The 16,503-nt window shown below is 73.8% G+C and carries 16 protein-coding genes; 9 read left to right on the top strand and 7 right to left on the bottom strand.

The genetic code is table 11. The features are described from left to right. Positions 1-15: 15 nt before the first annotated feature. Positions 16-1,386, top strand: a complete 1,371-nt coding sequence (locus tag ACYVK5_RS18605) for a hemolysin family protein (protein ID WP_460707450.1) — start codon at positions 16-18, stop codon at positions 1,384-1,386. Beyond that, on the top strand, positions 1,379-2,395 hold the full coding sequence (locus ACYVK5_RS18600; protein ID WP_460707449.1) for a hemolysin family protein: 1,017 nt from the start codon (positions 1,379-1,381) through the stop codon (positions 2,393-2,395). Before ACYVK5_RS18605 ends, ACYVK5_RS18600 begins: the two co-directional genes overlap by 8 nt. 115 nt (positions 2,396-2,510) lie before the next feature. On the opposite strand, the gene ACYVK5_RS18595 is transcribed toward ACYVK5_RS18600, so the two are convergent. After that, entirely contained in the window at positions 2,511-3,056 is a 546-nt protein-coding gene (locus ACYVK5_RS18595) for a 4'-phosphopantetheinyl transferase family protein (RefSeq protein ID WP_460707448.1), read from the bottom strand. 52 nt (positions 3,057-3,108) lie between these two features. On the opposite strand from ACYVK5_RS18595, the gene ACYVK5_RS18590 reads away from it, so the two are divergent. The 4 genes from ACYVK5_RS18590 to ACYVK5_RS18575 are packed head-to-tail and all read left to right on the top strand — an operon-like array spanning position 3,109 to position 9,467. Next, positions 3,109-5,793 (top strand): AMP-binding protein, encoded by a 2,685-nt coding sequence (locus ACYVK5_RS18590; RefSeq protein ID WP_460707447.1) that lies wholly within the window; start codon positions 3,109-3,111, stop codon positions 5,791-5,793. Positions 5,794-5,804: 11 nt separating this feature from the next. Beyond that, on the top strand, positions 5,805-6,863 hold the full coding sequence (locus ACYVK5_RS18585; RefSeq protein ID WP_460707446.1) for an extracellular solute-binding protein: 1,059 nt from the start codon (positions 5,805-5,807) through the stop codon (positions 6,861-6,863). Continuing rightward, a complete protein-coding gene (locus ACYVK5_RS18580; protein WP_460707445.1) occupies positions 6,847-8,385 on the top strand; it encodes an ABC transporter permease in 1,539 nt (512 codons plus the stop codon). Before ACYVK5_RS18585 ends, ACYVK5_RS18580 begins: the two co-directional genes overlap by 17 nt. After that, on the top strand, positions 8,382-9,467 hold the full coding sequence (locus ACYVK5_RS18575; RefSeq protein ID WP_460707444.1) for an ABC transporter ATP-binding protein: 1,086 nt from the start codon (positions 8,382-8,384) through the stop codon (positions 9,465-9,467). Before ACYVK5_RS18580 ends, ACYVK5_RS18575 begins: the two co-directional genes overlap by 4 nt. A 10-nt stretch (positions 9,468-9,477) precedes the next feature. On the opposite strand, the gene ACYVK5_RS18570 is transcribed toward ACYVK5_RS18575, so the two are convergent. The 3 genes from ACYVK5_RS18570 to ACYVK5_RS18560 form a co-directional block, all read right to left on the bottom strand. Then, entirely contained in the window at positions 9,478-10,197 is a 720-nt protein-coding gene (locus tag ACYVK5_RS18570) for a GOLPH3/VPS74 family protein (protein WP_460707443.1), read from the bottom strand. Between the two features lie 218 nt (positions 10,198-10,415). Then, entirely contained in the window at positions 10,416-10,757 is a 342-nt protein-coding gene (locus ACYVK5_RS18565; protein ID WP_460707442.1) for an Hsp20/alpha crystallin family protein, read from the bottom strand. Between the two features lie 22 nt (positions 10,758-10,779). After that, on the bottom strand, positions 10,780-11,289 hold the full coding sequence (locus tag ACYVK5_RS18560; RefSeq protein ID WP_460707441.1) for an RICIN domain-containing protein: 510 nt from the start codon (positions 11,287-11,289) through the stop codon (positions 10,780-10,782). 127 nt (positions 11,290-11,416) lie between these two features. Here ACYVK5_RS18560 and ACYVK5_RS18555 point away from each other — a divergent pair, with 127 nt between their 5' ends. After that, positions 11,417-11,785, top strand: a complete 369-nt coding sequence (locus ACYVK5_RS18555; RefSeq protein ID WP_460707500.1) for a TOBE domain-containing protein — start codon at positions 11,417-11,419, stop codon at positions 11,783-11,785. Positions 11,786-11,826: 41 nt separating this feature from the next. Here ACYVK5_RS18555 and ACYVK5_RS18550 read toward each other — a convergent pair whose 3' ends face one another. Continuing rightward, positions 11,827-12,216: a type II toxin-antitoxin system VapC family toxin gene (locus ACYVK5_RS18550; protein ID WP_460707440.1), complete on the bottom strand. Its 390-nt coding sequence runs from the start codon at positions 12,214-12,216 to the stop codon at positions 11,827-11,829. Continuing rightward, positions 12,213-12,461, bottom strand: a complete 249-nt coding sequence (locus ACYVK5_RS18545) for a type II toxin-antitoxin system VapB family antitoxin (RefSeq protein ID WP_460707439.1) — start codon at positions 12,459-12,461, stop codon at positions 12,213-12,215. The genes ACYVK5_RS18550 and ACYVK5_RS18545 overlap by 4 nt, the downstream gene beginning before the upstream one ends. Before the next feature lie 75 nt (positions 12,462-12,536). Here ACYVK5_RS18545 and pdxR point away from each other — a divergent pair, with 75 nt between their 5' ends. Beyond that, positions 12,537-13,949: a MocR-like pyridoxine biosynthesis transcription factor PdxR gene (gene pdxR, locus ACYVK5_RS18540; RefSeq protein WP_460707438.1), complete on the top strand. Its 1,413-nt coding sequence runs from the start codon at positions 12,537-12,539 to the stop codon at positions 13,947-13,949. On the opposite strand, the gene ACYVK5_RS18535 is transcribed toward pdxR, so the two are convergent. After that, on the bottom strand, positions 13,894-14,373 hold the full coding sequence (locus ACYVK5_RS18535; RefSeq protein WP_460707437.1) for an amino acid permease: 480 nt from the start codon (positions 14,371-14,373) through the stop codon (positions 13,894-13,896). The two genes, pdxR and ACYVK5_RS18535, sit on opposite strands and share 56 nt — an antisense overlap. A 227-nt stretch (positions 14,374-14,600) precedes the next feature. On the opposite strand from ACYVK5_RS18535, the gene ACYVK5_RS18530 reads away from it, so the two are divergent. Then, a complete protein-coding gene (locus tag ACYVK5_RS18530; protein WP_460707436.1) occupies positions 14,601-16,502 on the top strand; it encodes an acyl-CoA dehydrogenase family protein in 1,902 nt (633 codons plus the stop codon). Position 16,503 lies beyond the last annotated feature (1 nt).

Here is a 16,503-nt window from a genome sequence, read left to right as displayed (position 1 = left end):
GGGAGGGCCCCGCCGGTGATAGCAGCATGGCTGCTGGTCCTCCTGACCGTCGTCCTGATCGCGCTCAACGCCCTCTTCGTCGCCGCCGAGTTCGCGCTCGTCACCGTCGACCGGCCCACCATCGCCCGCGCCGCCGATTCCGGCGACAAGCGCGCCGCCTCGGTGCTCAAGGCCCTCAAGTCCCTCTCGACGCAGCTCTCCGGCGCGCAGCTCGGCATCACCATCACCAGCCTGATCGTCGGCTTCATCGCCGAGCCCTCGATCGCGACGCTGCTGGCGGTCCCGATCGAGGCCGCCGGGCTGCCCGCGGCGACCAGCCTCGGGATCGCGCTGACCGCGGCGCTCATCATCGCCACCGTCGCGCAGATGGTCTTCGGTGAGCTGATCCCGAAGAACTGGGCCATCAGCGAGCCGGTGCGCGTCGCTCGCGCCGTCGCCGGGGCGCAGCGGCTGTTCACCACCATGACGCGGCCGTTGATCGTCGTCCTGAACGGCGCGTCGAACGCGATGGTGCGGGGGCTCGGGATCGAGCCGCGCGAAGAACTGGCCTCGGCGCGTTCGGCGTCGGAGCTGGCGGCCCTCGCCACCCGGTCGGCCGCGCACGGCCTGCTCGACCGCGGTGCGGCCGACCGGCTGGCGCAGGCGGCCGAGTTCGACCAGCTGACCGCCGCCGACGTGATGACCCCCCGCCCGCGCGTCAGGTTCGTCCAGGCCGGCACCACCGCCGAGGACCTCCTCGCGCTGACCGCCCTCACCGGACTCGCGCGGTTCCCGGTCCAGGGCGAGGACGTCGACGACATCGTGGGAGTCGTGCACTTCAAGGCCGCGCTCGGCGTTCCCGCCGGGCGTCGCGCGCAGGTGACGACGAGCGCGCTCATGGCGCCCGTCGCCGCGGTGCCGGCCATGATGACGCTCGACGACGTGCTCGCCGAGCTGCGCGGCGGTCTCCAGCTCGCCGTCGTCGTCGACGAGTACGGGGGCACCGACGGCATCGTCACCCTCGAGGACCTCGTCGAGGAGGTCGTGGGCGAGATCGACGACGAGCAGGACCGGCCCGTCGGCAGGACGAGGCAACTGGCCGACGGCGCGTGGAGCCTGCCGGGGCTGATGCGCCCCGACGAGGTCGGCGACGCCACCGGGATCGAACTGCCCGAGGCCGAGCACGCCGACACCATCGGCGGCATGGTCACCGAACGGATGGGCCGCTTCGCCCGCACCGGCGACGCGATGGTGACCGACGCGTTCGACAGCTCCCGCCTCGACGAGGACGGCCTGCCGACCCCGGTCCGGGCGCGACTCGTCGTCACCGGCATCGACGGCCGCCGTGTCTCCCGCGTCCGCCTCACCGCCGAACCGGCCACCACCGAGGAGAACGACAGTGAGTAACTGGGCGGGCATGGTCACGGGTATCACCCTGCTGATCGGGAACGCGTTCTTCGTCGGCGCCGAGTTCGCGCTCATCTCCGCGCGGCGCAGCCAGATCGAGCCGCGCGCCGCCGCCGGAGGGCGCGGGGCGCGCCTGACCCTGCGGGCCCTGGAACGGGTGTCGCTGATGATGGCCGGGGCTCAGCTGGGCATCACCATGTGCTCGCTCGGGCTCGGCGCGGTGGCGGAACCGGCCATCGCCCACGCCATCGAGCCCGGCCTGGAGGCCCTCGGCGTCCCGCACGAGTGGCTCCACCCGATCGCGCTGGTCATCGCGCTGACGATCGTGGTCGCCTTCCACATGACCGTCGGCGAGATGGTGCCGAAGAACATCGCCATCGCCGGGCCCGAGCGCGCGGCGCTCGCCCTCGGCCCGCCCCTGTACGTCGTGGTCACGATCCTCAAGCCGCTGCTGGTCGTGGTGAACTGGATCGCCAACCACGCGCTGCGGCTGATGAAGGTCGAGCCCAAGGATGAGGTCACCTCGGCGTTCACCGCCGAGGAGGTCGCCGGGTTCATCGCCGAGTCCACGCGCGAGGGGCTGCTCGACGCCGAGGCGAACGCGCTGCTGTCCGGGGTGCTGGCCATCGGCGCCGACACGGTCGAGACGATCATGGTGCCCCGGGCCGATCTGGTCACCGCCGAGACCGAGACGACCGTCGGCGAGTTCCAGCGGCTGTGCGTCGAGACGGGGCACTCCCGCTTCCCGGTCACCGACGACGGCGAGATCGCGGGCTACGTCCACATCAAGGACCTGCTCGACCACGACCCCGAGCTGCCCCTGCCGTCGCACGAGATCCGGCCGCTGGTCCGCCTGGCCCGCACGACGCCGCTCGACCGGGCACTGACCGAGATGCAGACCGGCACGACGCACGTCGCCCTGGTCACCGACGACGCCGACCAGGTGCTCGGCGCGGCGATGCTCGGCGACGTGGTCGACCGCGTCACCGGCGAGCGCATCGCGCTCTGAGGCGCGACCACGACCACGTCATCTTGGCGACCACGCCATCTCGTGGGGGTGGGCGCGCTCCCACGCCGCAGAATGACGTGGTCGTCGACGATGACGTGGTCGTCGACCCAGGACTTCAGCCGGCAGGCGGCCAGGCGTGCTCCGTGATCGGGCCCGGCAGGTCGTCGGGGGCGACGACGGCGGCGGCGTAGCCGTCCAGCGGGGGTCGCAGATCCTGCGTCGCGGCATCCCTCACCGCACCTCCCGCCTTGACCAGCGCCTCGCGGCGGACCCAGCCGGGGCCGCCCGCGGGATCCGGCAGGTCTGCGAGCCGCTGGACGTCCACGCCGACGGGCCCGTGGTCGCTCAGCGCGACCAGCACGAGCAGCCCGGAGTGCGAGACGGAGACTCGCGGGAACGGCGGGGCTCCGGGACCGAGCACCCTCGGAGCGCCGTGCGGCCCACCGCACTCGGCGCAGGTGCGATCGATCACGATCTCCTGTGGGGCAGCTCCGAGGTGGTCGGCGACGGCGAACCGGAGCAGCGCCGCTCCGACGAGAGATCGGCCCTGGTCCGCGGGGCGCCGCAGGGACTCGACCCGGGCGCGCTCGCGGCTGTCGAGCACCGCCGTCAGGCTCTGGTCCGCCGCCGTGAGGGAGGCCCACCAGACGTGGAGTGTCATGTGCGTCACCCCCGGCATTCCTTGCGCGCGCATTAGGTTAGCATTACCTTCCGTGATCAGCACCGCCCCCGTCGACGCGCCCTCCGGCGACGCGCTCCCGCTCGCGGCGTCGGCCCTCCCGGGGCGGCCCGCGATCCTGACGACGTCCGGCGCCGTGCTCACCTACGCGGACCTGCGCGACGTCGTCGACGCCGCGGCCCGCCACCTCCCCGACGCGGCGGACGGGCGCCGGCTCGTCCACCTCCCGCTGCGCGCCCGCCTGGACGACGTCGTCGCGTACCTCGCGACGCTGCGCTCCGGCCACGTCGCCCTCGTCGCTCCCGACGACGACCGGGCCGACGCCATCCTCGGCCGGTACCGGCCGGACGTCGCCGCGACCGGGGACCGGGACCGGCCGTTCGAGGTGCTCTCCGCGGCCCCGCGGCACCTGCTGCACCCTGACCTCGCCCTGCTGCTGAGCACGTCCGGCAGCACCGGCTCCCCCAAGCTCGTGCGGCTGTCCCGCGACAACGTGCTGAGCAACGCCCGCGCCATCGCGGCCGCCCTGCGCCTCACCGAGGCCGACCGGGCCGTCACGAGCCTGCCGCTGCACTACACCTTCGGGCTGTCGGTGCTGCACTCGCACCTGGCCGCCGGCGCGTCGGTGGTGCTCCACGAGGGCTCGGTCCTGGGTGACGACCTCTGGGACGCGATGGACCGCCTGGAGGTCACGACGCTGGCCGCCGTGCCGCACACCCTGGAACTGCTCGACTCGACGGGCGTCCTCGAACGGCCGCACCCGTCCCTGCGCCTGGTCGCGCAGGCGGGCGGGCGGATGGCGCCGGACCGTGTCCTGCGCACCGCCGCCCTGGGGCGCGAGCACGGCTGGGGGCTGTCCGTCATGTACGGCCAGACCGAGGCCACGGCACGAATCTGCGTGCTCGACCCGGCGCTCGTGGCCGACCACCCGGACGCCGTCGGGCACCCCGTGGCGGGAACGTCGCTGCGCCTGGACACGACGGTGCCGGAGGCCGCGGACGGCGCCGGCGAGGTCGTGGTGCGGGGCCCGGGCGTGATGATGGGCTACGCCGAGCACGCCGACGACCTCGCCCTCGGGGCCATGCTCGACGAGCTCCGCACCGGCGACCTCGGCCGGATCGGCCCGGACGGGATGCTCCGGCTGACCGGGCGCCGGTCGGGGTTCGTCAAGGTGATGGGCCTGCGGATCGACGTCGCGCGGGTGGAGGCGGCGCTGGACGCGACGGGCCGCACCGCCTGCGTCGGCGGTGACGAGCAGGGCCTCACCGTTGTCGTCGGACCGGACGACGGCGGGGCCGACCACGGGGACCCCGCCGCTTCCGCCCGCGGCGTGACCGGTGACGGCGCCGTGGCTACCCGGTCCGCGGCGACTCCCGAGACAGCGACGGTCGCCGAGGCGCGGCGCCTGGTGTGCGAGGCGTCGGGGCTCGGGCCCGCGGCGGTCGCCGTCGTCGTCGCGCCGCTGCCCCGGCTGAGCAACGGGAAGGTGGACCGGGCCGCGAGCACGGCGCTGGTCCGCGCCGCGTCCGCCGGCACGCACGACGCGTCGCGCACGGCCGGCGCTCCCGGCGCCGGTTCCCTCGCAGGCGACGTCGCCCGCTCCGTGGGCCACCTGCTCGGCCTCGACGCCGTCGATCTCGACCGCAGCTTCGTCCAGCTCGGCGGCGACTCCCTCAGCCACGTGCAGGCGTCCGTCCGCCTGGAACAGATCCTCGGGCCGCTCCCCCGCGGCTGGCACCACCTCACGCTGGCCGAGCTCGTCGCGCACGGGGAGACTCAGGTTCCCGCCGCCGCCCCCGGCACCGGCCGTGTCCTGCGCTGGACGGGCGGCCTGCACAGCGTCGAGACCTCGGTGCTGCTGCGCGCTCTCGCCGTGATCGCCATCTGCGCCACCCACGCGCATCTCTTCCGCTTCCCCGGCGGCGCGCACACCCTGCTCGTCGTCGCCGGGTTCAACGCGGCGCACTTCGCCCTGTCGCGGCCGACGGCGGGCGGTCGCTGGCGGTCGAGCGCGCGGACGCTGCTGGGCATCGCCGTCCCGACGATCGTCGTCGCCCTGGTCGGCATGGTCACGCACGACCGCTACGGGTGGGCCAACGTGCTGCTCGCCAACTGGACGACCGGCGACGTCGCCTACGGGCAACACAACGAGCTCTGGTTCGTCGACGCACTCCTGGCCTGCACCGTGCTGCTCGCCGCGGTCCTGACCGTGCCCGCCGTCGGCCGCGCCTGGCAGCGGGACCCGTGGCGGGTGGCGTTCGCCGTCGCCGTGGTCGCCCTGGTGCCGCGGTTCGTCATCCTCGTCCTCGCCGAAGGCGTGCTGCGCGGCATCATGCCGACGGTGTTCTGGCTCTTCGCCGTCGGCGCCGCGCTGGCGTTCGCCGACACCCGGAGGCGCCGCCTGCTCACCTTCGCCGTCGCCGTGGCCGGAGGGGTGACCTTCTTCCCGGACGATCCCTTGCGGAACCTGACCATCCTCGCCGGGATCGCGCTGCTGACGTTCGTCCCGGCGGTCCGTGTCCCGGCCCGGCTCGTGCCGCTCCTCGGGCTGCTGGCCGCCGCCTCCCTGTACGTGTACCTCGTCCAGTTCCCCATCCTCGACCTGGTCCCGACGGCGCTCGGCGGCACGGTCGCCGCCATCACCGCGGGCTGCCTGGCCTGGTGGCTTGCGGACCGTCCCGTACGGCGGCTGCAGGACCTCGCGTTCCCGGCCCGGTGAACACCCTGCTCATGACCATCCCCCGACCGAGAGGCAAGACCCTCATGCCCCTGCGACGACACGTTCTCGCCGCCGCCCTGCTCACCCTCCCGCTGGCGTTGTCGGCCTGCTCCGGCGGGGAGGAGCCCTACGAGCCGGAGCCCGGCGCGCTCCAGATCTACTCCTCCCAGCACCGCAACGTCACGGCGGCGTGGGCGGAGGCGTTCACCGAGGAGACCGGGATCGAGACCCAGGTGCGCGAGGGCCAGGACGCCTCGATGGGCCACATGATCGTCGAGGAGGGCGACACGTCCCCGGCCGACGTCTTCCTCACGGAGAACTCCCCCGCGATGACCGTCGTCGAACGCGCGGGCCTGCTCGCGCCGGTCGAGGAGTCGACGCTCGGCCAGGTCCGCGAGGGCATGGCGCCCTCCTCGGGCGACTGGACCGCCGTCGCCGCCCGCTCGACCGTGCTCGTCTACAACACGGAGCAGATCGGCGAGGACGAGCTGCCGTCGTCGATCATGGACCTCGCCGCCCCGGAGTGGGCGGGCAAGTGGGGCGCGGCGCCCGGCGGCGCCGACTTCCAGGCCATCGCCGCCGGCATGCTCGCGGACCGCGGCGAGGACGAGACGCAGGCCTGGCTCGACGCGCTGGCCGAGAACGCCGAGATCTACCAGAACAACATCGCCACGATGAAGGCGGTGAACGCCGGCGAGGTCCCGGTCGGGATCATGTACCACTACTACTGGTACCGCGACCAGGCCGGTGACAAGGAGGGCAGCGGCAGCACCGCCCTGCACTACTTCGGCAACCAGGACCCGGGGGCGTTCGTGAGCCTGTCCGCGGGCGGTGTGCTGGCCTCGTCGGACATGTCCGACGAGGCGCAGCAGTTCCTCGAGTACGTCACCGGCCCGGAGGGCCAGCAGGTGCTCGTGGACAGCGGCTCGATGGAGTACGCCGTCGGCGACGGCATCGACTCCGACCGGGCCCTGCCGGCGCTCGACGGCCTGGACGCGCCGCCGGTGGACCCGTTCACCCTGAACTCCGACGCCGTGATCACCGCGATGACGGATGCGGGCATCCTCTAGGACGCGCGGCGTCGGGACCCGCGGCGTCACGGTCGCCGCGGCGCTGGTCGCGACGCTCGTCCTCCTGCCGGTCCTGGTCGTGGTGACCGGCGCGGTGTCCGCCGGGCCGCAGCAGGCCGCCGAGTTCCTGCTGCGGCCGCGGATCGGCCGGCTGCTCACGAACACCGCGCTGCTCGTCGCCGTCACCGTGCCCGCGACGGTGGTGCTGGGCGTCGTCGCCGCCTGGCTGGTCGAGCGCACCCGGCTGCCTGCCGCCGGTGCCTGGCGCACGCTGCTCCTCATGCCGCTCGCCGTGCCGGCGTTCGTCAGCGCCTACGCGTGGGTCACGGTGGCGCCCTGGATGACCGGCTTCTGGGGCGCCGCCCTGGTCACCACGCTCGCCTACTTCCCGTTCGTGTTCCTGCCCGTGGCCGCGCTGCTGCGCGCTCTCGACCCGGCCGACGAGGAGGTCGCGCGCTCGCTGGGCGCGTCGCCGTTCCGGGCCGTGGCGCGCACCGTGCTGCCCCGGATCCGGCCCGCCGTGTCGGGCGGGGCGCTGCTGGTGGCGCTGCACCTGCTGGCGGAGTACGGCGTGCTGGAGATGATGCGCTTCCAGACCTTCACCACCGCGATCATGCAGCAGTACGCCGTGAGCTTCAGCGACGCCTCGGGCAGCCTGCTCGCGTCGGTGCTGCTGGTGCTGTGCACGGTCGCGCTGCTGGTCGAGGTGGTGGCACGCGGGCGCGCCCGCGTGGCGCGGGTGGGGCCGGGCGCACAGCGCCGCGCCGTGCGAGCACCCCTGGGTGCGTGGGCGGTGCCGGCGCTGCTGCTCCTGGGGGCAGTGGTGGCGGGTGCCGTGGCGGTGCCCCTGGCTACGGTCGGGCGCTGGATGGTGCGCGCGGTGGAGACGGGGGCCATCGCGGAGGCCGGCCTGGTACCCGTCGTGCTGAGCACCGTCGGGCTGGCCGCGGCCGGCGCGCTGGCCGCGGTCGTCGCGGCGGTCCCCGGGGCGTGGCTGCTGAACCGCCACCGGTCCGCCCTGGCCTCGGCGCTGGAACGCACGACCTTCCTCGCGAGCGCGCTGCCCGGCGTCGTCGTGGGGCTCGCGATGGTGACGCTCGCGGTCCGGTGGGCCCGCCCGCTCTACCAGACGCTGGCCCTGGTGATCCTGGCGTACGCCGTGCTGTTCGTGCCGCGGGCGATGGTGTCGCTGCGGGCCGGCCTCGCCGCGGCGCCGCCGGAGCTCTCCGACTCCGCCCGCTCGCTCGGCGCGGGCGGGGTGGCGACGCTCGTGCGCGTCGTCCTGCCCCTCGTCGCCCCGTCGGTGCTCACGGGCTTCGTGCTCGTCGCCCTGGCAGTCAGCACCGAGCTCACGGCCACGCTGCTGCTGGCCCCCACCGGGACGGACACCCTGGCCCTGGCGTTCTGGCGGGAGGCGAGCGAGCTCGACTACGCCGGCGCCGCGCCCTACGCGACGGCCATGGTGGTCCTGTCCGTCCCGCTGACGTTGCTGCTGCGGCGGCAGATCCTGGAGGAAACATGAGCGAGCTGGTGCTGCGCGGTGTCACGGCCGGGTACGACGGCGTCGCGGTCCTCGACGACGTGGACCTCACCGTGCGCGAGGGCACGACGACGGCGGTGCTGGGCGCGTCGGGGCGCGGCAAGACCACCCTGCTGCGGGTGGTGGCCGGGTTCCTGAGGCCGCGGTCCGGGACGGTCGCCGTCGACGGGCGGGTCGTGGCCGGGGACGGCACCTGGATGCCGCCCGAGCGCCGCGGCGTCGGCTACGTCCGGCAGGACGGCGGCCTGTTCCCGCACCTGTCGGTGGCGGGCAACATCGCGTTCGGGCTGCCGTGGCCGCGCCGCCGCCACGGCGGCCGGGTGGCCGAGCTGCTGGAGCTCGTCGGGCTGCCGACGACACTCGCCGGACGCCGGCCGGACGAGCTCTCGGGCGGGCAGCAGCAGCGGGTCGCGCTCGCCCGCGCGCTCGCCCCCCGCCCCGGGCTGGTCCTGCTCGACGAGCCGTTCTCCTCGCTCGACACGGCGCTGCGTGCCGCGACTCGGGAGGCGACGGCGCAGGCGCTGCGCGCGGCGGGCGCGACCGCGGTGCTCGTCACGCACGACCAGGGCGAGGCGCTGTCCTTCGCCGACGAGGTGGCGATCCTCGGCGACGGCAGGTTCCGCCAGGTCGACAGCCCCGCGTCCGTCTACCGCGACCCTGTCGACCCCGAGGTGGCGACCTTCCTCGGCGACGCGCTGCTGCTGACCGGGACCGTGGCCGGGGACGGGGTGGAGTGCGGGCTGGGGACCCTGCCCGTGCAGGCGCCGTCCGCCGGTGGTGGCGACGTTCACGTCATGGTCCGGCCCGAGCAGCTCGCCCTCACCGCGCCCGGGGCAGGGGCGTTCGACGCGGTGGTGCGTCACGTGGCCTACTTCGGGCACGACGCGGTCGTCGAGCTGGACGCGGCGGACGCGGGCGGCCTTCGCGCGCGCGTCCTCGGCACACGGCTGCCCGCGCCGGGCGAACGGGTCGGCGTCCGCGTCGAGGGCGGGGTCCGCACCTTCCCGCGCGAGGGCGGGGCGTGGGCCGGCGCCGCCGGCGTGTCGGGGGTCGCCGCGGGCTGAGAACTGTCCGTCAGCTGCCGGCCGTACCCGCCGCCGAGCTCGCGACGATCGCGGCCGTCATCGCCGGCACCATGGCCGCCATGATCGCCTGGTCGACGGCCTTGCCGACCGCCTCGCCCGCCCAGCCCTTGTCGGCGATCTCCCGGGCGCGGCGCTTCAGCTCCCGCTTCGGGACGTCGGGGATCAGCCGGTGGAGGAGCTGGGCCGCGTCCAGGATGCCGACGAGCACCGCGGTCCGCTGATCCGGCACGCCCGCCGTGGTCATCGCGCCCCGGACCCGGGACATGGCCTCCGCCTCGGGGCCCGGATCCCCGGCGGGCCAGCTGGTCCGGGGGAAGATGCCGAGGAACGTGCTCTGCTCCTCGCGCAGGAGACCGCGGCCGGCGAGAGCGCGCAGCATCCCTTCCTTCAGCTTGCCGGCGCGGTTGGTCCACTGGCTCACGCCGGTCACCGCCATGACGGCGTCCTTGGGCTTCTTCCCGTGCACGAGGCCGAGGATCTCGGCGAGCAAGGGGTCCGACGGCGCGGCCACCCCGGTACGCCGCAACCGTCCCGCGCGGACGTCGGTGTCGTGCTCGGCCAGTTCCAGGGCGCCGTCGCGGACGAGGTCCAGCAGGGCCGCACCCGCGAGCGCGGCATGGAGCCGGGTGCCGTCCGTGAGCGGCTTGCCCGACTCGTCGTCGAGGGCCAGGAGAAGAACCTGCTCGGCAAGGGACAGTTCGCTGCTCATGCCTCCAGCACACCATGCGGGGCCTGCGAAGACATCCGCTTGAGGACGGAACCCCCTCCCCCGCGAGCCGGAGATCAGCCGCCCCGCCTCGCGATCCGGTGGTCGGCCGCTCGTCGTGTGATCGGCCGCTCGGGGGACCGACTTCGCGACATCGAACCGACCACACGACAGGCGCCCGGTCCGATGGACCGGGCGCCGCTTGGTGTCGCCGGTGCGGGTCAGGCCGCCGTGGTGACCTCGATGCGCTGCGGCGTCGTGCCGGCGAAGACGCCGGCGACCGTGACGGTCAGGACTCCGGCGTCGTAGGACGCGCGGACGGCGTCGCCGTCCACCGCCCGCGGCAGGGCCACGACGCGACGGAACTCGCCGAACCGGACCTCCGAGATGCGGCGGCCCTGGGCGTCCTCGGCGCGCTGGTCCTTGCGCTCCCCGCGCACGACGAGCTTGCGGCCCTCGATCTCGACGGTGACGTCCTCGGCCGGGTCGACGCCGGGAAGGTCCAGGCGTGCGACGGGCCCCGCCCCGGGTTCGATGTCTCCATCGAACCCGGGGCGCGACACGGCGTGACCGGCCAGCGAGGTCTTAGCTCCAGTACTGGTATCCGTTGTAGTTGCAGGTGTTGAGCCGTACGCCCTTGGAGACGCTCGCGTCGAGGCACTTCCCGCTCTCGGCATGGACGATCCAGTCTCCTGCGCCCGTGTCGTAGCTGTACCACTCCTGGTATCCGTTGTAGTTGCAGGTGTTGAGCCGTACGCCCTTGGAGACGCTCGCGTCGAGGCACTTCCCGCTCTGCTCGTGCACGACGTGGCCCGAGCTCAGGAACGTCCACCGCTGGTACGTGCCGCCGTTGTAGTCGTTGAGTCGTACGCCCTTGGAGATGCTCGCGTCCAGGACGAGGCCGTCAAGGTCATGGGTGATGTACGGGGCAGTCACCGAGGTGACTCCGATGGAGCCCTCGGCCGAGTGGTCTCGATCCTGGGGCTCGGCCGCGTTTGCCGATGGCATGGTCACGAACAGCGATGCCAGGAGTGCGAGCGACGCAAGCAGAGCGCCCACGATGACGCGCGGCCCGGCGATCGTTCCAACGTGCATTCTTGCCTCCTCCAAATTGTCGAGGCGGTCATCCCGCCCCGGCGAACCCGTTCGGCCCACGTGCAGAAACTCTAGGATCTCTGAAGCCAGGTGGTAAACACTGTTTGGTGCAGATTGAACTGTTTGGATCTGGCCGAATTGTCTTGCGAACAGCTTCTGGCATCCCGTATGGCTGGAGCACGCGACTGCCCGTGCAGGCGCTGTCCGCCGGCGGCGACGTCCACGTCATAGTGCGGCCCGAGCAGCTCGCCCTCGCCACGCCCGGGGCAGGGCCTTCGACGCGGTGGTGCGTCGCGTGGCCTACTTCGGGCACGACGCCGTCGTCGAGCTGGACACGACGGAGGCGAGCGGCCTTCGCGCGCGCGTCCTCGGCACGCGGCTGCCCGCCCCTGGCGAACGGGTCGGCGTCCGCGTCGGGGACGGGGTCCGCACCTTCCCGCGCCAGAGCGAGGCGCGTGCCGGCGACCCCGGCGTGCCCCGGGTCGCCGCGCACTGAGAACACGCGTCAGCTGCCCGCCATATCATGCCCCCAACGGCTCAGAGGACGCTTGCCAGGTCCGTCTGCGTGAAGTCGTTGCCTTTGAAGAGCAGGGGCGCACCAGCCAGCTTGGCCGTGGCGTAGGTGGCGCAGTCACCGAAGTTGAGCCCAGCAGGGTGCCGCCCCTTGCCGAATCGCCGCCATGCGCTGACCGCGGCCCTGCCGTGCGCCGCGTCGAACTCGACGACCCGTTCGACGGTGCCGTCGATCAGGAGTTCGAGATCGCGCGCCGCATCCGGCCCCTGGCGCGTCTCCACCACGATGCCGGCTTCGAGGACCGAAACCGCCGAGACGAGCACTCTTTCGGCTTCGAGTCTGCTCAGGTGTGACTCGGCGTCCGGCTCGCCGAGAACGACCGCGACGAGCGGGGACGTGTCAGTGACGATCACGCGGGAAGCCCGTGCTCGTCGTATCCGAGGATCTCCTCAGCGCTCCGCAAGTCCAGGTTCCGCCGTGCTCTCCCACGCGCGATGATCTCGTCGAGTCCGCTCGGCTTGGCCGCCTGCTGCGCACGGACCGCGGCCAGCCGGTCACGCACTGCCGTCCGCAACGCCGTGGTGATCGACTCCCCGGTCTCACGCGCAAGCTCTCGCGCGAGCCCGTCGGTCTCGGGATCCTTGATGTTGAGCACCATGGGTAAAGAATATCGTCTTCCCAGGCACCCCGCAATCCTCCTGCGTGATGCGCCCGGCCAGGGGATGATCGGTGAGTGGACCTCGCCGTCGATCTCAGCAGCCGGACCGGACGCACCGATGCCATCTACCGCGCCCTGCGCACGGCTCTCACCACGGGCCGGGTGCCGGTGGGCGACCGGCTGCCCTCCACCCGCGACCTGGCCCGGGACCTCGGCGTCTCGCGCGCGAGCGTCACGGGAGCCTACGAACGGCTCGTCGCCGAGGGCTTCCTGGAGACCCGGGCCGGCTCGGGCGCGTTCGCCACCGCGGCGGCGCGCGACGTGCCGGCGTCACGGCATCACCGACCGGGCGCCCTCCGCCCGCGCGCGGGCCGGCCCTGGACGCCGCACCCCACGAGCGGCGACCTGCCCGCCATGACCTACAACTTCCGCGCCGGCATCCCCGACGCCGGCCTCTTCCCGTACGACACCTGGCGGCGACTGCTCGCCGCCGAGTCCCGAGCGGGAGGCCCGGCGGCGGGCACCTACGCCGGCCCGGCGGGCCTCCCGCGGTTCCGCGCGGCCGTCGCCCGGTACGTCGCCGGTTCCCGCGGGGTCCATGCCGGGCCCGACGACATCGTCGCCACCACCGGCACCCAGCAGGCCCTCGACCTGGTGGCACACGTGCTGCTCGAACCGGGCGACGTCGTCGCGATGGAGGACCCGGGCTATCCGCAGGCACGGGATCTCTTCGCGCTGCACGGTGCGCACGTCGTCCCCGTCCCCGTCGACGCCGAGGGCCTCGTCGTGGCCGAGATCCCCGACCGGGCCCGCCTGATCTACACCACGCCGTCGCACCAGTTCCCGCTCGGGATGCCGCTGTCGCTCGCCCGTCGCCGGGATCTCCTCGCACACGCCGCCCGGCACGGCGCGGCCGTGATCGAGGACGACTACGACAGCGAGTTCCGCCGCGCCCGCCGCCCGCTCGAATCCCTGCAGGCCCTCGACCGGGACGGCCGCGTGGTCTACGTCGGCACGTTCTCGAAGTCGCTGCTGCCGGGCCTGCGCGTCGGGTACCTGGTGGCGCCGTCGTCCCTGCGGGACGCCCTGCTCGCCGCGCGCCAGCTCACCGACGGGCACGGGGCCGTGCACGTGCAGGCCGCGCTCGCGCGGTTCATCGACGACGGCCTGCTCGCCCGGCACGTCCGCAGGGCGTCGGCGCACTACGCGGAACGGCACGAGATCCTGCTGGACGCGCTCGCCGGCCTGCCGGTCGAGCCGGTGCCGTCGGCGGCGGGCCTGCACCTCGCGGCGTACCTGCCGGAGGACGCCCCGGTCGGTTCGGCGTCCCTCGTGGCCCGTGCCCGACGACGTTCGATCGCCCTGGAATCCCTCGACGCCTTCGCGGTCGGTCCCCACCGCGACGGGATCGTGCTCGGGATCGGCGGCGCGGTCACGAGCTCGATCCGGCCAGGCATTCAGGAGCTGGGGAGACTGCTGGCGCCGTGACGGCCGGCGCGATCCGTGCCCGACGCCGCCGCCAGGGCACGGCGACGATGGCGACCGTGGTGACCAGTGCGGTGCCCGTCCCGCCGCCCGTCGCGTCCGCGACGTAGGCACCGGCGAAGCCCGCGGCGGCCGGGGCGCCCACCCCGATGGTCGCGTAGAACGCCCAGCCCACCATGGTCGAGGCCCGCTCGCCGAACGCGAGACGGGCGTAGGTGGCCACGCCGCCGCCGTCGGGGTGGCGGGCGCCCAGCGCCGCGAACGTCGTGGCGAGCGGGATCGACAGGAGGACGAGTGCCGCCCAGGCGAGGAGCGACGCCGGGCCGGCCACGTCCGCAGCGAGCGCGGGAAGCGAGATGACGCCGGTGCCGAGCATGGCGCCGAGGGTGAGCGCCGCGCCCTGCGGCACGCTGAGACCGTTGTGCATGTTGCGACGCTAGGCGCGCGGTGGACCAGCGAACGGGCCGATCAGGGGCCGGTCGTTCAGGCCAGTCGGTCCGGCGCGCGGCGTCGCCCGCTCCGGGGGCGGGCTGCCTGCCTCCATGGGTGGTCAGCGGTCTGACCGCGTGCCTACCATGTGTGGACGTCCGCCGGCGCCGGGTCGTCCGCAGCGAACAGCGATCCCGTTCCGCTGGCCCGCCGGGAGGGTCCGTCATGAGCGTCGACGCCAGGCAACAGTCCCCGACACCGGGTGAGCGCAAGGCCCGTGAGGTCGCCGAGGAAGCCCGTGAGCGCGAGTGGGCGCGTCCGAGCTTCGCCAAGGGTCTCTATCTCGGCTCGTTCGATCTCGGGCTGATCCATCCGTACCCCGTGCCCGACCCGGACGTCGCGGCGCGGGGCGCGGCATTCCTCGAGGCACTGACCGAGCTGAGCGGGACGATCGACGGCGCCCGGATCGAACGCGAGGACCACGTCCCCGACGACACGGTGGCGGCCCTGCGCGAGATCGGCGCCTTCGGCATGAAGATCCCCCGCGAGTACGGCGGCCTCGGGCTGTCGCTCGTGGACTACGGCCGTGCGCTGATGCTGATCAGCACGGTCCACCCGAGCCTCGGCGCGCTGCTCTCGGCCCACCAGTCGATCGGCGTGCCGGAACCCGTGCGGATGTTCGGCACCCCGGAGCAGAAGCAGGAGTACCTGCCCCGGTGCGCCGCGGGTGCCATCTCGGCCTTCCTGCTGACGGAGCCCGACGTCGGCTCCGACCCGGCCCGGATGAGCTCCACCGCGACGCCCACCGCGGACGGTTCCGCGTACCTCCTGGACGGCGTCAAGCTCTGGACGACGAACGGGCCGATCGCCGAGCTGCTGGTCGTCATGGCGGCCGTGCCCCGGCACGACGGCGGCCGCGGGGGCATCAGCGCGTTCGTGGTGGAGGCAGACACCCCCGGGATCACCGTCGAGCACCGCAACCGCTTCATGGGCCTGCGCGGGATGGAGAACGGTGTCACCCGGTTCCGCCAGGTGCGGGTGCCGGCCGCGAACCGGCTCGGCCGCGAGGGACAGGGCCTGAGGATCGCACTCACCACGCTCAACACCGGCCGCCTGTCCATCCCCGCGATCTGCGCCGGCGCCGGCAAGTGGTCGCTGAGCATCGCCCGGCAGTGGTCGACGCACCGGGTCCAGTGGGGCCGGCCGATCGGGGAACACGAGTCGGTCGGCACGAAGCTCGCGTTCATCGCGGCGACGGCGTTCGCCCTCGAGTCCGTGTTCGAGCTGTCCGCGGCGCTCGCCGACGCCGGGCAGCGGGACGTCCGGATCGAGGCCGCACTGGCCAAGCTGTGGTCGAGCGAGATGGGGTACCGGGTCGCCGACGAGCTGATCCAGATCCGCGGGGGGCGCGGCTTCGAGACGGCGGACTCCCTCGCCGCCCGTGGCGAGCGGGCCGTGCCCGCCGAGCAGCTGCTGCGGGACATGCGGATCAACCGGATCTTCGAGGGGTCCTCGGAGATCATGCGGCTGCTGATCGCGCGCGAGGCGGTGGACGTCCACCTGGACGCCGCCGGCGAGCTCGCCTCACGGGACGCCGAGCTGCTGGCCAAGGCCCACGCGGCGGTCGGCGCGAGCAGGTTCTACGCGCGGTGGCTGCCGACGCTCGTGGCCGGCAAGGGGATGCGGCCCGGCGCGTACGGCGAGTTCGGGCGGCTCGCCCGGCACCTGCGCTTCGTGGAGCGCTCCTCCCGGGCCCTGGCCCGGCGGACCTTCTCCGCGATGGCCCGCTGGCAGGCGCGCCTCGACCGCAAGCAGGTGCTGCTCGGCCACGTCGTCGACATCGGCGCCGAGCTGTTCGCCATGTCCGCGGTCTGCACGCGGGCGGAGGCCATGCGGCGCAAGGATTCGGGCGCCGGCGCCGTCCGGCTCGCGGACGCCTACTGCGAGCAGGCCCGCCTGCGGGTGGCCGAGAGCTTCCGCGGACTGAGGTCCTCGACGGCCCGGACCGACACCCGTCTGGCCCGGGCCGTGATGGACGGCCGGGTGCGCTGGCTCGAGGACGGCATCGTCGACCAGTCGGAGGGAACGGGACCGTGGATCGCTCCTGACGCGGCCGGGACGCCGTGAA

It is taken from the genome of Myceligenerans halotolerans, assembly GCF_054782975.1.
The sequence above is the reverse complement of the archived record's forward strand: the minus strand, read 5'-3'. Positions and strand labels throughout refer to the sequence as shown.